Annotated in this window: 11 protein-coding genes; 3 read left to right on the top strand and 8 right to left on the bottom strand. The window is 70.4% G+C overall.

Annotated elements, in window-relative coordinates:
* The first annotated feature begins 18 nt into the window (after positions 1-18).
* Positions 19-963 carry a hypothetical protein gene (locus ABZU72_RS06830; RefSeq protein WP_355018106.1) on the top strand — a complete coding sequence of 315 codons (945 nt, stop codon included), beginning with the start codon at positions 19-21 and terminating at the stop codon, positions 961-963.
* Here ABZU72_RS06830 and ABZU72_RS06825 read toward each other — a convergent pair.
* Positions 948-2,807, bottom strand: a complete 1,860-nt coding sequence (locus ABZU72_RS06825) for a long-chain fatty acid--CoA ligase (protein ID WP_355018105.1) — start codon at positions 2,805-2,807, stop codon at positions 948-950. The genes ABZU72_RS06830 and ABZU72_RS06825 overlap by 16 nt on opposite strands.
* A gap of 310 nt (positions 2,808-3,117) precedes the next feature.
* On the opposite strand from ABZU72_RS06825, the gene rpsT reads away from it, so the two are divergent.
* The gene (gene rpsT, locus ABZU72_RS06820; RefSeq protein WP_091048431.1) at positions 3,118-3,378 is read left to right on the top strand and encodes a 30S ribosomal protein S20; all 261 of its coding nucleotides are present in this window, start codon (positions 3,118-3,120) and stop codon (positions 3,376-3,378) included.
* Between the two features lie 211 nt (positions 3,379-3,589).
* Here rpsT and holA read toward each other — a convergent pair whose 3' ends face one another.
* From holA to leuS, 5 genes are all read right to left on the bottom strand, one after another.
* Complete coding sequence (gene holA, locus ABZU72_RS06815; RefSeq protein WP_355018104.1) at positions 3,590-4,573, bottom strand: DNA polymerase III subunit delta; 984 nt, start codon at positions 4,571-4,573, stop codon at positions 3,590-3,592.
* Positions 4,574-4,602: 29 nt separating this feature from the next.
* Complete coding sequence (locus ABZU72_RS06810) at positions 4,603-6,891, bottom strand: ComEC/Rec2 family competence protein (protein WP_355018103.1); 2,289 nt, start codon at positions 6,889-6,891, stop codon at positions 4,603-4,605.
* Positions 6,888-7,778 carry a helix-hairpin-helix domain-containing protein gene (locus tag ABZU72_RS06805; RefSeq protein ID WP_355018102.1) on the bottom strand — a complete coding sequence of 297 codons (891 nt, stop codon included), beginning with the start codon at positions 7,776-7,778 and terminating at the stop codon, positions 6,888-6,890. Before ABZU72_RS06805 ends, ABZU72_RS06810 begins: the two co-directional genes overlap by 4 nt.
* Positions 7,779-7,893: 115 nt before the next feature.
* Positions 7,894-8,754 carry a DegV family protein gene (locus tag ABZU72_RS06800; protein WP_355018101.1) on the bottom strand — a complete coding sequence of 287 codons (861 nt, stop codon included), beginning with the start codon at positions 8,752-8,754 and terminating at the stop codon, positions 7,894-7,896.
* A gap of 51 nt (positions 8,755-8,805) precedes the next feature.
* Positions 8,806-11,289, bottom strand: a complete 2,484-nt coding sequence (gene leuS / locus ABZU72_RS06795) for a leucine--tRNA ligase (RefSeq protein WP_355018100.1) — start codon at positions 11,287-11,289, stop codon at positions 8,806-8,808.
* A 580-nt stretch (positions 11,290-11,869) separates the two neighbouring features.
* On the opposite strand from leuS, the gene ABZU72_RS06790 reads away from it, so the two are divergent.
* Positions 11,870-14,620: a LuxR C-terminal-related transcriptional regulator gene (locus ABZU72_RS06790; RefSeq protein WP_355018099.1), complete on the top strand. Its 2,751-nt coding sequence runs from the start codon at positions 11,870-11,872 to the stop codon at positions 14,618-14,620.
* Here the strand turns inward: ABZU72_RS06790 and ABZU72_RS06785 are convergent.
* Together ABZU72_RS06785 and ABZU72_RS06780 are read right to left on the bottom strand one after the other, a co-directional pair.
* Positions 14,617-15,420 carry an MBL fold metallo-hydrolase gene (locus ABZU72_RS06785; RefSeq protein ID WP_355018098.1) on the bottom strand — a complete coding sequence of 268 codons (804 nt, stop codon included), beginning with the start codon at positions 15,418-15,420 and terminating at the stop codon, positions 14,617-14,619. The genes ABZU72_RS06790 and ABZU72_RS06785 overlap by 4 nt on opposite strands.
* Before the next feature lie 9 nt (positions 15,421-15,429).
* A complete protein-coding gene (locus ABZU72_RS06780; protein WP_355018097.1) occupies positions 15,430-16,260 on the bottom strand; it encodes an alpha/beta hydrolase in 831 nt (276 codons plus the stop codon).
* Between the last annotated feature and the right edge of the window lie 120 nt (positions 16,261-16,380).

Here is a 16,380-nt window from a genome sequence, read left to right as displayed (position 1 = left end):
GTACACAAGGATGTGGTCGTGAGCGCGATCCCGACGAACATCCCGCACGGGCAGACCGCCCGCCGCCTGGAGTGGCCCCACCTGCCGCCGTTCCTGCGGTCCTCGATCGAGAAGCGCCTCGGCGGTGGCCCCGTGGTCTCGGCGGAGTCGCACGGGGCCGGGTTCACGCCGGGGTTCGCCTCGGTGCTGACCTGCCAGGACGGCTCAGAGCACTTCGTGAAGGCTGCCTCCGCCAAGGCGCAGCGCGACTCCGCGGCGCTCTACCGGGAGGAGGCGGCGAAGCTGAAGAAGCTCGCCGGCTGGGTCCCCGCCCCGAAGCTGAGGTGGTTCGACGACGGCGAGTGGGTGGTCCTGGCCTTCGAGCACGTCGAGTCGCGGCTGCCGTCGCGGCCCTGGACTCCCTCGGACCTCGAGATCGTCTCGCAGGCGCTCGTCGAGACCGCCGCCGCCCTCACCCCGGCCCCGGGCATCGGCTGGCCTACCTTCGCCGAGGAGCACGCCTCCTACCCCGCCCTGTGGGACCGGGTGGCCGGCTACCCGCACGCCGACCGGGCGGCCGAGCTCGCCGTCGGGTTCGCGGAGCACACCGTCGGCGAGACGCTGGTCCACCTGGACGTACGCGACGACACGATCCTCATCCGCCCCGACGATGGCGTCTTGCTGGTCGAGTGGACCTGGCCGGTCCTCGGCGCCGACTGGATCGACTCGCTCCTGCTGCTGGTCGGGCCGCGCGGTGACGGCCTCGACGCCGAGTCGTTCCTGGCCACCCATCCGCTGCTATCGCGGGCCGCACCGGAGGCCATCGACTCCGTCCTGGCCCTCTTCGCCGGCTACTTCCTGGCCGCCGCCGACCAGCCGGTCAAGACGACCTCGCCCCACCTCCGCAGGATGCAGCGGTGGCAGGGCGAGGTGTGTCTGGACTGGCTGACGGAGCGCCGAGCCTGGGATCAGGACCCGGCGTAGAACGCGTCGATGCGCGCCTGCTCCTTCGCCTCGACGACGTTGCGCTTCACCTTCAGCGACGGGGTCAGCTCACCGCTCTCGACGGTCAGGTCGTGCTCGAGGATCTCCCACTTCTTGATGGTCTCCCAGCGGTTGAGGCTCGCGTTGAGCTCGTCGACGTAGCCGCCGATCAGCTCACGCACCTGCGGGGAGGTGACGATCTCCTCGTAGGACTTCCCCTCCAGACCGTGGGAGGCACCCCAGGCGGTGATCGACTCGGGGTCGAGGGCGATCAGGGCGCTGACGAAGTTGCGGTTGGCACCGAAGACCAGGAACTGGCTGGTGTAGGGGCACAGCGCGGCGAACTTCGACTCGATCGCCGGCGGCGCGACGTACTTCCCGCCCGAGGTCTTGAAGAGCTCCTTGATCCGGCCGGTGATGGTGATGTAGCCCTCCTCGTCGATCGAGGCCTTGTCACCGGTGTGGTACCAGCCCTCGGCGTCGAGCGCCTTGGCGGTCTCCTCGGGCAGGTTGTGGTAGCCCGGCATCACGTGCGGGCCGCGGATGAGCAGCTCGTCGTTCTCGCCGATCTTCACCTCGCTGCCCGGGAACGCCTTGCCGACGGTGCCGAGCTTGTTCTCCGTCAGGGTGCCGACGGAGGCGCCCGCGGCGTTCTCGGTCGAGCCGTAGCCCTCCATGATGAGGATCCCCGCGGCCCGGAACCACTCGGCGATGTCGCGGTTGAGCGGGGCGGAGCCGGAGATGAAGAAACGTACGCGGCCGCCGAAGCGGTCACGGACCTTGCTGAGCACCAGCTTGTCGAGCACGGCGTGCTTGAGCGCCATCGTGGTCGGCACGGACTTGCCCTCGCGCAGGAGACGGTCGCGGGCGATGCCGTTGGCGAAGGCGGCGTCGAAGAGCTTCTTCTTCACACCACCGTCGTTCTCGACCATCATCGTGATCTTGGCGTGCACCTTCTCGAAGATGCGTGGGGCGGCGCCCATGAAGGTCGGCTTCACGATTCCGAGGTTGTCGACGATCTTGTCCATCCGGCCGTCGATCGCGGTCGGGAAACCACAGGCGATCTGGATCGAGAGCAGCACCTTGCCGAAGACGTGCGACATCGGCAGCCACAGGAACTGCAGATCGTCGGGGCCGAGCACGTCGCCCTGGACCCGGACGGCCTCGCCCTCGTAGACCCAGGCGCGGTGGAGGAGGCGCACGCCCTTCGGCCGGCCAGTGGTGCCCGAGGTGTAGACCAGGGTGGCCAGGTGGTCCGGGGTGATCTTGGCCGCGGTCTCCTCGATCAGGTCCGGGTGGTCGGCGAGGTACTTGTCACCGATGGCAGCGAGGTCGTCCAGGCCGATGACCCGCTCGCCGTCTGTCTGGCCGTCGAAGGTGATCACCTTGACGATCTCGGGCAGGTCGGCCGCCCTCTCAGCGATCTTGGCGAGCTGATCGTCGTCCTCGGCGAAGACGAAGCGGCACTCGGCGTCACCGAGGATGTAGGCGGTGTCGTCGACGTTGGTCGTCGGGTAGACCGTTGTGGTGGCGCCGCCGGCGAGCATCACCGCGAGGTCGGCGATGATCCACTCGTAGCGCGTGGTCGAGGCGATGCCGACCCGCTGCTCGAGCTCGAGGCCGAGCGAGACGAGGCCCGCGGCAAGGCGGCTGGCCATGTCGCTGGCCTCCTTCCAGGTCAGCGACTTCCACTCCTCTCCGCCTGCCTCGGTCGTCGAGCCGACCACGGGATAGCGGAACGCTTCCGCGTTCGGGGTCGCCTTGACCCGGTTGAGGAAGTGAAGGGCGAAGTTCGCCGGCATCTCGTCGAGGAATGCGAGATCGATCGCGGACTGGGTCGGCATGATTCTCCTGGCCTGCAGTGTGTGCGTGGGGGTGAACGGTGGGCGGTTAGCACGAGAGAGACCGCGCGGGGGACCCTAGACGCTGGAGCCGAGCCGCAACAGGGGGTTCCGCCGGAAATCTCGTGACCGAGATCACCACAGCCTACCCCGGAGTAGCTACGTGAGGTACGGCGATTTGAGGCCAAACGACGCGAGTCTGTAATCTTGACCGCAAGCGTGTTCGCGTAGGCCTCTCCCCTCTCACTTTCCCCGAGGGGCCGGATTGAGAGCTCGCACCACCACACGTCGAAGCACTGGAGATTATTCACCCATGGCGAACATCAAGTCGCAGATCAAGCGCAACAAGCAGAACGAGAAGGCGCACGAGCGCAACAAGGCCGTCAAGAGCGAGCTCAAGACCGTCATCCGCAAGTTCCACGCCGCCGCCGAGGCCGGCGAGAAGGACGCTGCGGTCGAGACCGCCAAGGTCGCCACCAAGAAGCTCGACAAGGCCGTCTCCAAGGGCGTCATCCACAAGAACCAGGCCGCCAACCGCAAGTCGGCGATCGCCAAGAAGGCTTCCTCCCTCTGAGGTAAGCCCCACCGAAGCCCCCGTCCTCCGCGACGGGGGCTTTGTTCATTTGCCGAGAAGTCGCCCCCGTCGGCCGAGACGTCACTCGCGCTGGTCGAGAAGTCGCGTACGCCGGCCGAGTGGGCAGCGTGCTGCCATCTCGGCCGACGCACCTGACGCCTCGGCCGACCGGAGTGACGCCTCGGCCGACCGGGGTGACGGCTCGGGAGGGTCAGCGCTGGCGGAGGGCGGCGATGGTGAGGACGAGGCGCTCGAGCGTGTACGCCGGGTCGCTGGCCGCGCCTTTGAGGTCGGCGTCGGCTCGGGCGACCGAGCGGAGGGCCTCGCCGATGCCTTCGCGGGACCAGCCGCGGGCGAGGCCGGCGATGGACTTCTGCTTCCACGGTGGGGTGCCGCTGTCGCGGATGCCGGCGACGTGGTTGGCGACGGTGCGCAGCTGGCCGGCCACGGCGGAGAGGACGTAGACCGGGGAGGAGCCGGTGTCGAGCGCCCAGCGGATCTCCTCAAGGGCCTTGACCCGGTCGCCGGAGATGATCGCGTCGGCGATCACGTAGTTCTTCACCTCGGCCCGGCCGCCGAAGTACTGCTTCACGTGATCCACGCCCAGTCGCTTCGCCTCGTTGTCGCCGGCGAGCTGGCTGGCAGCGGCCGCCAGGGAGCGGAGGTCCTGACCGACGGCCTGGATCAGGAAGTCGGCGCCCTCCTCGTCGATGCTCGCTCCGTGCAGCCGCAGCTCGGCCTTCACGAAGCTGCCGAACTCGCGCGCCTTCAGCTCGACGGACTTGTGCTCGGTCACCTTCGGGAGCTTGCGGAGCTTGGCGAGCGTGCCGCTGCCCTTCTGCCCGCCGCCGTGGACGAGGACGAGCGCGACCTCCTCCGATGGCATCCCGGCGTACTCCACCAGGCCCGCGACCGATTCGTCCGGCAGGTTCTCCAGATTGCGCACCACGACGCAGCGGATGCTCGAGAAGAGCGAAGGTGCGCTCAGCTCGCCGAGGGTCGCCAGCGTCAGGTCTGCAGCGGTCGCCTCGGAGACCTCAGCCTCGGCGTCGTAGGCCTTCACCGCGGCCTTCGCAGCCGCGACCGTACGCTCCCCCAGGAACTCCTCCTTGCCGGTCACCAGCGTCACCCGACCCAGGACGTCGGAGGCCGAGAGGTTGCCGGTGGGGCTCGGTGCGGAGGCGGTGCGTGCCATGCTCAAACCCTCCCACACGGCACCGACACTTATCGCGTCACCACGGCGGCCTCACCTCCCGACTCGACGACCGCGACCGAGCCGTCGCGGTCGGTGCGGTAGACCTTGGTTCCGCTCTCCTCGAGCCCTTGGACCGTGGCCGTGGCGGGATGGCCGTAGTCGTTGCCGGCGCCGACCGAGGTGAGCGCGACCTGCGCCCGCAGCGTACGCAGCCAGTCGAGGTCCTGATAGCGCGACCCGTGATGGGGCACCTTGAGCACGTCGATGTCGAGCTCGGCCAGGTCGTCTGCGAGCTGGTCCTGTCCCTCCGGCTCGATGTCGCCGGTCAGCAGCAGACGCAGGCCGCGGGACTCGACGAGAAGAACCACGCTCGCGTCGTTGGCGGTGGAGCCGTCCCCTGGGCCGCGGGTGTCGGACTCGCCGGTCGGCCAGAGCACCTGGATCCGCACCTCACCGATGCTGGTCGTGGCTGCGTAGGGAGCCGGAACCGGCACCACCCCGGCCGCTCCGGCGGTCTCCCCGAGGACCCGTACGCCCTCGGGCGGGTCCTGGAGCCGCGAGGTCCACAGCTCACCGACCCGCCGCCCGGCGAAGACGCCCTCGACGCCGTTGACATGGTCGGCGTGGAAGTGGGTGATCACGGCGAGCGGAACGTCCTCGATCTCGAGGCGGTCGAGACAGTCGTCGACGAGGTCCGGATCGGGGCCGGCATCCACCACGACGGCACTTCCCGTCCCGGTGCGCACCACCAGGGCGTCTCCCTGTCCCACGTCGCACATCACGAGCACCCAACCCGGTGGAGGCCAACCCGGGCTCGGCAGCCGCACCAGCGCGACCGCGAGCAGCACCAGGCATCCGGCGGCCCCGGTGACCGGATGCCGCAGGATCCGTGGCGCCAGGAAGGCGATCGCGGCACAGACGACCACGAGCACCGCCAGGGCCAGCGGCCCGGTTGCCCAGCCGACCTCCGCGGTCGGCAGCCCGGCGCCGAAGCGGGCCACCGCGATGATCCAGGCGACGCACCAGGTCGCGATCGTGCCCGCGACCATGCCGAGCGGATCCCACACCAGCCCGAGCAGACCTCCCAGGAGGCCGAGCACCGTCGCGGGTGCGACGGCGGGCTCGACGAGCAGGTTGGCGAGCACCGCGACGAGACTGACCTGGCCGGAGATTGCGGCGACCACCGGAGTGCAGGCCAGCTGCGCCGCTGCCGGGACCGCGATCGCCTCCGCGCACCACTGCGGCATCCAACGCCTCAGAGCATCGCGCCATGGTGGCCCGAAGAGCAGGATGCCGGCCGTGGCCAGGACCGAGAGGGTGAACCCGATCGAGGTCGCCAGCCCGGGGTCGATCAGCAGCAGCCCGATCACCGCCGCGCCGAGCCCACGCAACGCTCGCTGGCGTCCGTTGTGCGTCATCGCCAGCAGTCCGACCGCACCCATCGCGGCGGCCCGCACCACGCTTGGCTCGGTGCGGGCGAGCACGATGAACCCGAGGATGCCGAGCACCCCGACGGCGTACAGCCCTCTTCCCCGCACCCCGGCCCAGCGGGCCACGATCAGCAGGAACCCGACCACCAGGGTCAGGTTGGTGCCGGAGACTGCGAGCAGGTGGGTGAGCCCGGTCGTGCGGAAGTCGTCCGCGAGGTCGTCGGAGAGGCCGGTGTCGTCACCGTCGACCAGCGCCGGGACCAATGCCGCCTGGTCGGGCGGCCGGTGTGTCACCGCATCCCGGATCGAGGCACGCAGCGTCTCGGAGGCACGCCACCAGATCCCCGGACCGGCGACGACTCGAGGCGGGCCGGCGATCAGCAGCGCCGACTCCTCATGCGAGTCGCTCTTCCCCAAGCGTCCGGTCGTCGACACCGTCGCCCCCAGCGGGATGTCCGCCCAGGCGTCGCCGCCGAGCACGACCACCGGCGTACGCAGCCGGTAGACCACCCCTCGGCCCTTGATCTCCCGCACGCTGGCGCGCCGGAGCTGGTACGTCGCGTGCTGACCCGTCACCTCCTTCGGGTCGGTGGTGACGGTGGCGACCACCCGCACCTGCGCCTTGCGCGCGGCCAGGTCCGCCACCGGGTTGTCGCTGACCCGAGCGGCGTGCAGGCCCGCGACGACGGCGGTCCCGGCGACCATCAGCACCAACGCCAGCGCTGTCGGGCGGCGCTTCCGAACGGCCCATCCACCGCCGATGCCGAGGACCGCGGCGAGGAGCACGAGCAGAACCACCCCGGACCGTCCGCCGGCCACCACCACCGGCCCGGCCAACGCCCCCGCCCACGCACCGGCCCCGAGAAGCGGCAGTCGCAGGTCGTTCACAACGTGACCAGCGGTGCCAGCGAGTCGTAGGTCTTCGGTCCGATCCCGTCGACCTCGAGCAGCTCGTCGACGGAGGTGAAAGCGCCGTTGGTGGTGCGCCAGTCGATGATCGCCTGTGCCGTCACCGGCCCGACCCCGGGCAACGTCTCCAGCTCCTCCAACGAGGCGGTGTTGAGGCTCACCCCCGCCCCGGGCGCACCGGCCGCCGGGGCGCCAGAGCCGGGCGTCGCGATGCCACCTCCCCCGTTGGGCGCACCGACCACGATCTGCTGACCGTCGCTGAGCAGAGCAGCGAGGTTGAGCCCGGCGAGCTGCTTGTGGGAGGCCCCGCCGGCGGCCTCGACGGCATCCACCACCCGCGAGCCGACCGGCAGCACGACGATGCCGGGCTTGGGCACCTTGCCCTCCACGTCGACCGTCACCGTCCCGGCCGACGCCCCGCCCGACGGCACCGCGGCCGTGCTCCCGGGCGCCACCGAGGCGGTCGGCAGCGCGACCAGCGGGGAGGCCGAGGGCGAGGCCCGGGCGGCCGGCACCACCTCCGGGTCGGCGCGGATCATCCACCAGCAGGCCACCGCCAACCCGGCGACCAGCACCAGCGAGACGACGACCAGATGCCACGGACCGAGGCTCACCCGCCCGCGCAGCGGCTCGGGCAGCACCGCGTCAGGCGAGATCACGACCTGACGCCGAGACGCGTGGCGTCCCGGGACCGGCACCAACGGATCCAGCTCCGCGGTGTCGGTCGCTCTCGGCCCGTCCCACCACGGCGGCTGCCAGTCCTCCTCGCCCTCGTCCTCCTCCCCCGGCGGGTCCAGCTCGGCGCGCAGCTGCTCCAGCCGCCGGGCGACGGCATCGGCGTGATCAGAGGTCGGTCGGGTCCGCATGACGCCGAAGCTATGCGCCCGCGCCGACACTTCCGAGCGCGTTCTCAGCGCCTGTGGACAACCCGATCCTCAACCGTCCCTGTGGACGGTAACCGGCCCAAGAACGGGCCCAGAATCAGAGTTTGGGCCCCACGACGACCGCCACACACCCGGGCCCGACATGCGCACCGAGCACCGCGCCCAGCACCCCGACGCGTACGTCGCCATTGATCTTGCCGCCCAGCTCGGCGCAGAGCCCCTCGGTCATCGCGGCCGCCCGGTCCGGGCTGCCCAGGTGAGCGACGACGATCTCGACGGCGTCCGCGTCCTCACCCGCCTCGACCCCGAGCGCCTGCAGCCGCGCGATCGCCCGCTCGGCCGTACGCACCCGCTCGTGCGGAACGACCCGCCCGTCCTCGATCGTGAGCAGCGGCTTGACCGCCAGCGCCGTCCCGAGCAGGGCAGCAGCGGCTCCGATCCGGCCGCCGCGGCGCAGGTACTCGAGCGTGTCGACGTAGAAGTAGGAACGAGTGGCGGCGACCCGCGCCAGCGCGGCCTCGCGCGCCTCGGCAGCGCTCCCGCCGCGCCCGGCCACCTCCGCGGCAGCCAGAACCGCGAACCCGACCCCGGGCCCGACCAGCCGCGTGTCCACGGTGATCACCGGCACCGGAGCCTCCCGCGCTGCCAGCATCGAGGACTCGCACGTCGCGCTCAGGTCCGCGGAGAGGTGGATGGAGACGATCTCCTCGAAGCCCTGCGCCGCGAGCTTTTCGTAGACCTCTGCCAAGAGTGCCGGCGAGGGCCGGGAGGTCGTCACGGTCTTGTGCGCCGCCAACGCCGCCAGCAGCGCTTCGGGCGATGTCTCCTCCACCCCGTCGTCGTACGACGTCCCATCCACGATCACCTGCAACGGCACCGATGTGATCAGCTCCGTCGCATCCCCGAGATCGGATGGAAGCATCGCGGTCGAGTCGGTCACGATCGCTACCCGGGCCATGTCAGAAGCCTACAGATCGACCCATCGCCTCGACAGCGCGAGCCGAGCCGATCAGACGACGATGTTGACGAGCTTCGGCGCGCGGACGATGACCTTGCGTACGGTCTGACCCTCGATCGCGGCCGCGATCGTCGGGTCGGCCAGCGCGGCCGCCTCCAGGTCGGCCTCGGAGATCGAGGGCGAGACCTCCAGGCGCGCACGCACCTTGCCCTTGATCTGCACGACCGCCGTCACTACGTCCTCCACGAGCAGCTCGGGCAGAGGCGTCGGCCACGCAACCCGCGCAACCGTCGGCTCGTGCCCCAGACGCTCCCACATCTCCTCGGCGGTGTAGGGCGCGACCAGCGAGAGCAGGATCGCGACCGTCTCCGCGGCCTCACGTACGGCGGGGTCGGCGGGACCGACACCGGAGTCGATCGCCTTCCGGGTCGCGTTGACCAGCTCCATCACGCGAGCCACCACCACGTTGAACCGGTAGGACTCGATCAGCTGCTCGGCCTCGGCGATGGTCTTGTGAGTCGTACGCCGCAGCGCGACGTCCCCACCGGTGACGTCGACGCCCAGGGCGGACGTCACGTCCCCGGCCAGGCGCCAGGCCCGCTGCAGGAACTTCACCGAACCCGCCGGCGAGACGTCGGCCCAGTCGATGTTGTCCTCCGGCGGGGAGGCGAAGACCAGGGTCAGCCGGGTCGCGTCGACACCGAACTCCTCCAGCACGTCCGACAGGTTCACACCGTTGCCCAGCGACTTCGACATCTTCTTGCCGCCGTTGATGACCTTGCCCTGCGACAGGTACGCCGAGAACGGCTCGTCCCAGTCGATCAGGCCGATGTCGCGCAGCGCCTTGGTGAAGAAGCGGGCGTACATCAGGTGCAGCACAGCGTGCTCGTCGCCGCCCAGGTAGAAGTCGACCGGACCCCACTCGCGAGCCAGCTCCGAGGAGAAGGCCTGGGTCTCGTCGGTCGGCGACAGGTAGCGCAGGAAGTACCACGACGAGTCCACGAAGGTGTCCATCGTGTCCGAGTCGCGCGTGGCCGGACCGCCACACTTCGGGCAGGAGACGTTGACCCACTCGGAGGCCGCCGCCAGCGGCGAGACACCCTTCGGCTTCAGGTCAGCGCCGGCCAGATCGGGCAGCTGCACCGGCAGCTGGTCGTCCGGAACCGGCACCTCGCCGTCGACCGGGCAGTGGACGATCGGGATCGGCGCGCCCCAGTAGCGCTGCCGCGACAGCAGCCAGTCACGCAGCCGGTAGTTGATCGTGCCCTTGCCGTGGCCCTCGGCCTCCAGCTTCTCGATGATCTTGTGGATGCCGGTCGCCTTGTCGGCGACGCCCTCCAGCTCGGGCGAGTTCACGTACGCACCGTCACCCACGGTCGCGACGTACGTCTCCTCGGGGTTCTCCGCACCCGGCACGTCCACCACGCGACGCACCGGCAGCGAGAACGCCTTGGCGAAGTCCAGGTCGCGCTGGTCGTGAGCCGGGACGGCCATCACGGCGCCGGTGCCGTAGTCGGCCAGCACGTAGTCGGCCGCCCACACCGGGATCTGCTCGCCGTTGACGGGGTTGGTCGCGGTGACGCCCAGGTCGACACCGGTCTTGGGACGGTCGGTCGCCAGGCGGTCGATGTCGGAGGCCTTGCGTACGTTCTCCAGGTAGCCCTCCAGCGCAGCAGCCTGCTCCGGCGCCACGATCTCGGCAGCCAGGTCCGCGTCTGCGGCGACGACCATGAAGGTCGCGCCGTACAGCGTGTCGGGACGCGTCGTGAAGACGGTGACCTTCTTGGTCTCACCCGAGGTCAGCGAGATCTCGAAGTCGACGTGCGCGCCCTCGGACCGGCCGATCCAGTTGCGCTGCATGTTGACGACCTTGCCGATCCAGGTGTCCTGCAGCTGGTCCAGGCCGTTGTAGAGCTCCTCGGCGTAGGCCGTGGTCTTGAAGTACCACTGCGTCAGGTCACGCTTGGTGACCACCGCACCGCAGCGCTCGCACTCGCCGTTGACGACCTGCTCGTTGGCCAGCACCGTCTGGTCGTTGGGGCACCAGTTGACCGGCGACTTCTTGCGGTAGGCCAGGCCGGCCTCATACAGCTTCAGGAAGATCCACTGCGTCCACTTGTAGTACTCCGGGTCGGAGGTGTGCAGACGGCGCGACCAGTCGAAGGAGATGCCGTAGCGCTTGAACGACTCCGCCTGGGTCTCGATGTTTGCGTAGGTCCAGCCGGCGGGGTTCTCGTTGCGCTTGATCGCGGCGTTCTCGGCAGGCAGGCCGAAGGAGTCCCAGCCGATCGGGTTCAGGACGTCGAAGCCCTTCAGCCACCAGTAGCGGGCCAGCACGTCGTGCAGCGCGGTCACCTCGGCGTGGCCCATGTGCAGGTCACCGGACGGGTAGGGGAACATCGTGAGCGCGTAGCGCTTCTCGGCCCCCTCGCGCTGACCCGCCTTGAACGGCTCCAGCTTCTCCCAGATGGGGCGCCATTTGTCCTGCAGCTCGGTGACGTCGTACGTCGCGTGCTCGGCCTGCTCCTGCGTCATTGGTCTTTCGTCCTTGTCGAGTGTCGTGCGTCGAGACTGCTTCTGGAAGAAGCCCTACAAATGAGAAGGGCCCCTCACATGGAGGGGTAGCCGCGTGACCGGGGTGTGTCCCTCAGGGTCAGCGCGGCTGCCTAAGAAGCAGGACAGACATCTGCATGTGTCCAGGGTAGCCGACCACCGCGGCCACCGTCATTCGCGACCCGTACGCGGGCATCGACCGCCTGGGTCAGAGGGCCCGGAAAGTACGGTCCAAATCCTCTGGTCTAGTACTTTCCATAGTCCATGTGTTCCGCCCTGCAGATCGACCGACAGAAAATAGGCTCGGAGGGGCGTTCACCTATTGCGAGGGCACATCTGAGCGTGCCAGACTGGCGGCGCTCCGCTGCTCGTGATGTCGGTCGTGAATGAGGACCCCCCCATCTCATCCAAGGAACGCTCCGAGCAGCGGAGTCCAAACTTCGAAGCCCCTACGACCCGGTCGTAGGGGCTCTCGCATTCGCGGCACCGACCCGAACATCCCCCGGGTTGTCGTCCATTTGGGTCATGCGACATACCCACCCCGGTAGCTAGCGTCGTCCTCGTGCAGAGCGCCCCCGAGCAGCAGCACCAGGCCGCCCTCGTCGGCCGAGACCCGGAGCAGGTACGCCTGGCCGCACTGCTGAGCCGTACGCGGAATGGCAAGGGCGGGTCGATCGCCGTCGTCGGCGAACCGGGCTTGGGCAAGTCCGCGCTGCTCGCCGCAGTCACCACCGGCACGAGCCTTCGGGTGGTCCGGCTCGACGGCTACGAGTCCGAGTCCGACATGGCGTTCGCCGCGGTCCAGCGGCTGGTGACGTCGCTGCACCCCGAGTGCGGCATGCTCCCGGGGCAGCAACGCCGCGCCCTGCTCGTCGCCTCGGGCGAGGCGGACGGACCGCCGCCCGACCGCTACCTGGTCGGCCTCGGGGTCCTCGGGTTGCTGGCCGCCGCGAGCAACGGGCACGGCATCGTCTGCACGATCGACGACGCCCATCTGCTCGACCCGGAGAGCCTGGACGCGCTGGCGTTCGTAGCCCGCAGGATCGCGGTCGAGCGCGTCGCGGTCGTGTTCGCCGGGCGCGACGAGGCCGGCCTGGCCGAGCATCTCGGTGGCGTGCCCCAGCTCGTGCTGGCCGGCCTGGACACCGACGCCTCCGTGCGGCTGCTGAACCGCGCGGCGGCGGAACCGCTCCCGCCGTCGGTGGCCCTGGCGATCGCCCAGGCCACCGGCGGCAACCCGCTCGCTCTGATCGATCTCGCAGGCGAGTCGCTGGTCCACGAGCTGCCGGACCTGGGCATGGCCGGCGAGCCCGTCCCCGTCGGTCGCCACCTCGAGGCGCACTACGTACGCCGCGTACGCCAGGCCGACCAGGCGGTCCAGACCTGGGCGCTGCTGGCCGCGGCGGACTCGACCGGCAACATCGACCTGCTCGCCGCCGCGGGCGCGGAGCTCGGCCTCACCCTCCACGACGCCGACCGCGCCGAGGTCGCCGGGCTCGTCCAGCTCACCCCGACCGTGCGGTTCCGCCATCCCCTGGTGCGCTCGGCGGTCTACAACGCGGCCTCGGGCGTCGACCGACGCCGTGTCCACCGCGCCCTCGCGCGGGCCGCCGACCGGGCGGACCTGACCGAGGCGGAGGCGTGGCACGCGGCACGGGCTGTGGTCGGGACCGACGAGGAGGTCGCCGCCAGGCTGGACCTGACCGCGGAGCTGGCCGCTCGACGCGGCGGCCTCGTCTCGTGTGCGCGTCTTCTCGCCCGTGCCGCCGAGCTGAGCCCGCCGGGCGAGACTCGTGCCGTACGACAGGTCGGCGCCGCGGAGGCGGCGCTGGCCGTCGGCGCCACGCACCTCTCGCAGCGGCTCGTCGAAGACCTCGACGAGGAGTCCGCCGGCCCGGTCACCCGAGGCCGTGCGCTGCTCATCCGCAGCTCGCTGACGCTGCTGCGCGCCGAACGGGACGGGGTGATGAGCGGTGCGGCCGACCACCTGCGGGCCGCCGATCTCTTCCACGGGTTCGACGACGTACGCGAGCAGGACGCCCTGCTGCGGGCCTTCGACCGATGCTCGAGCGCCGACCGGCTCATGACCGGCGTGACCCAGGCCGAGCTGGGCCGGCGGATGCTCGCCGGCGCGGACCTGGACGGCCGATGGTCGGTCGTGCTGCGCGGGCTGGCCGCCTTGATCCTGGAGCCGTACGACACGGCGTACCCGAAGGTTCGCGCGGCGTTCGATGCGGTGCTCGCCCTGCCCGATGACGAGATCATGTACTTCGGCAGCGTGATCGGCGGTCTTGGCGCCTACCTGTGGGATGACGAGGGCCGAGCCGCCGGCCTCGATCGCGCCGCACGGGCAGCTCGCGACCGAGGCGCCCTGCTCGTGCTCGACACGCTGCTGTGGATCATCGCCCTCTGCGAGGTCTACGGCGGCTCGCTGCACCGGGCCAGCCGCTGGGTGGAGACGCATCGAGAGGTACGGGTCGCCATGGGCTACGAGGACGCGAACGTGCCCAACGTCGCGGTGATGGCCTGGTCCGGCGAGCCACGCGAGCTGGTGGCGGCCATGGCCGACGGCGCCGGTGGGCTCGGGTTCGGCGGGGTGCAGTTCTCGGGGATCGAGGGGTTGGTCGCGCGTGACCTCGCTGACCGGCGCTACCAGGACGCGTACCAGCGCCACCGGCCGCTGGTCGACGATCCGTTCCTTCAGGTCACCCCGCTGTGGTACGCCGACTTCGTCGAGTCAGCCGTACGCTCCGGGCACCCAGACGAAGCACAGCGGGTCGCTCAGGACCTGGCGAGCCGGGCGGCGGTGAACGGCATGCCGTGGTGCGAGGGGGCAGCCGAGCGCGCGCTCGCCCTGGTGAGCCCGGACGCCGCGGCCGAGGCCCACTACCTCGCCTCGATCGCGGCCCTGCACAAGACTCTGGCCGAGACCGAGCTCGGCCGGTCGTACCTGCTCTACGGCGAGTGGCTCCGCCGCGTCCGGCGCCGCCGTGAGGCTGCCGAGCAGCTCCGGCTCGCGCTGCGGCACCTGCGCCACAGCGGCGCCGAGATCTTCGTCCCGCGCGTCCTGGCCGAGCTCGAGGTTCTCGGCGCCCGGACCGACGACGTCGTGAACACGGACGCCGCCCCGCCGCTGGAGCTCACCACCCAGGAGCACACGATCGCGCGCCTGGCCGCGTCCGGACGTACCAACGCCGAGATCGCCGCCAACCTGTTCATCAGCCCGAACACCGTCGACTACCACCTGCGGAAGGTCTTCCAGAAGCTCGGCATCTCCTCTCGCAGGCAACTCACCGATCGTCTGAACGCCTAGACCGGCAGCCGGAGCGGCACGCCCGGCGTCGGCCAGCGGAAGCGGTCCGCGATCCCAGGCGGAGCATCGGCCAGGTCGGCGATGATCCGGTCCCGCCCCTGACGAAAGTGCGACCAGCCCTCGTAGTGCACCGGCACCACCGTGACCGGGTCGAGCAGCCCGCACAGCTCGACCGCTTCCCGACCGCCCATCGTGTACGCGAGCGGCCCGGTCACCGGGAAGCCGACGCGGCCGAGGTGCAGGACCGCGGTCCCCACGTCGACCCGGGTCGCGACCTCGCCGAGACCGCCGTAGAGCACCGTGTCCCCCGAGACCCAGACGGCGCCGTGCTGTTGCCCCTCCCACGTCAGGGCGAAGCCGATGACATCACCGACGATCGGCCTGCTGCCTCGGATTCCATGACGTGCAGGGGTAGCGGTGACCGTGACCGCCGGACGCCCCGGCGCCTGCAGCACCGTGGTCTGCCACGGCCGCAGGCCCCGGACTGACCGGCCCAGCCCCGACCTGGTGAGCCTGAGCGCGCCCGAGGCGGTGGTGGCCACCACCCCGACGTCCGGCAGCAGCGCCCGGCCGGCGTCGTCGAGGTTGTCGGCGTGATGGTCGTGGGTGAGGAGGACGGCGTCGATGGGGCCGATCTCGGCGGCAGGGACCGCAGGACCTGCGGTCTTCCGCGAGGACGTCCCCCAGCCGAACCGGTACGTCCGGCCGGGGGCGTCGAAGGTCGGGTCGGTCAGGATCCGCCACCCCGCCACCTCGAGGAGCGTCGTCGGTCCTCCGACATGAGTGAGGGCGAACTCCATCGCGCGGCCTCAGGAGGGCGAGGCCCCGGCGGCCCCCCGCTGCACCGCGTGGGAGAGCGCCCACTCCAGCGCGTGGTCGGCGATCTCCTCCCACCCCTGACCCGCCACCATCAGGTGCGGCCGGCCCTCGTACGTCTCGTGCTCAGTGACCGTGCCTTCGCCCTTGTAGTGCTTGACGTTCGACGCCTGCACCGACGGCGGCATGATGTGGTCCTCGGACCCGGACAGGAACAGCAGCGGCGCGCGGTCGGCGTTCTTGAAGTCGACCCAGGCGCCCTGGTGACCGGGCTGGAAGTTCGCCAGCACGGAGTCGAACAGGACGCGACCCGAGGCCGGGATGTGGTAGCGCTCGTAGAACGCCAACGACTCCTCCTCGGTGTAGGTGTTCGTGAAGGCGTACCTCCACTGCTCGGCGTCGAACCCGACGGCGCGGTGATGGTTCGCCGGGTTCTTGAGCACCGGGAAGACCGAGCGCAGCTGGCTCCACGGCGTGGCCCGGATGCCCTCGGTCGGAGCGGAGTTGAGGACGACGCCCGCGGCGCCGTAGCCGTGGTCCATCACGACCTGCGTGAACGCCCCGCCGGCCGAGTGGCCCATGATGATCGGTGCGGTGTCGAGCGTGTCGAGGAAGGCCTCCACGTGGGAGACGATCGCCTCCAGGGTGAGGTCCGCGATCGGGGTCGGGTCGGCGCGGAGGGCCTCCACCTCGACCTCGAAGCCGGGATAGGCGGGGGTGTGCACGGTGAAGCCCTTGGCCTCGTACCGCGCCTTCCAGTGTTCCCACGACCGGGGTGTGACCCAGAAGCCGTGGATCAGGACGATGGTGTCCGGGGTGCTCATGTCAGGTTCCCTCTCGGGTGCTGGGGGCTGGGACGCTCCGATCGTCCATCGAGTGGCGCTGGCTCCGGACCATCTTCGGGCGCCATCTGCGCGGCGACTTCGCCAACCTGCGCGACGAGC

It is taken from the genome of Nocardioides sp. NPDC004968 (assembly GCF_040608935.1).
Classification (GTDB): Bacteria; Actinomycetota; Actinomycetes; order Propionibacteriales; family Nocardioidaceae; genus Nocardioides.
The sequence above is the reverse complement of the archived record's forward strand: the minus strand, read 5'-3'. Positions and strand labels throughout refer to the sequence as shown.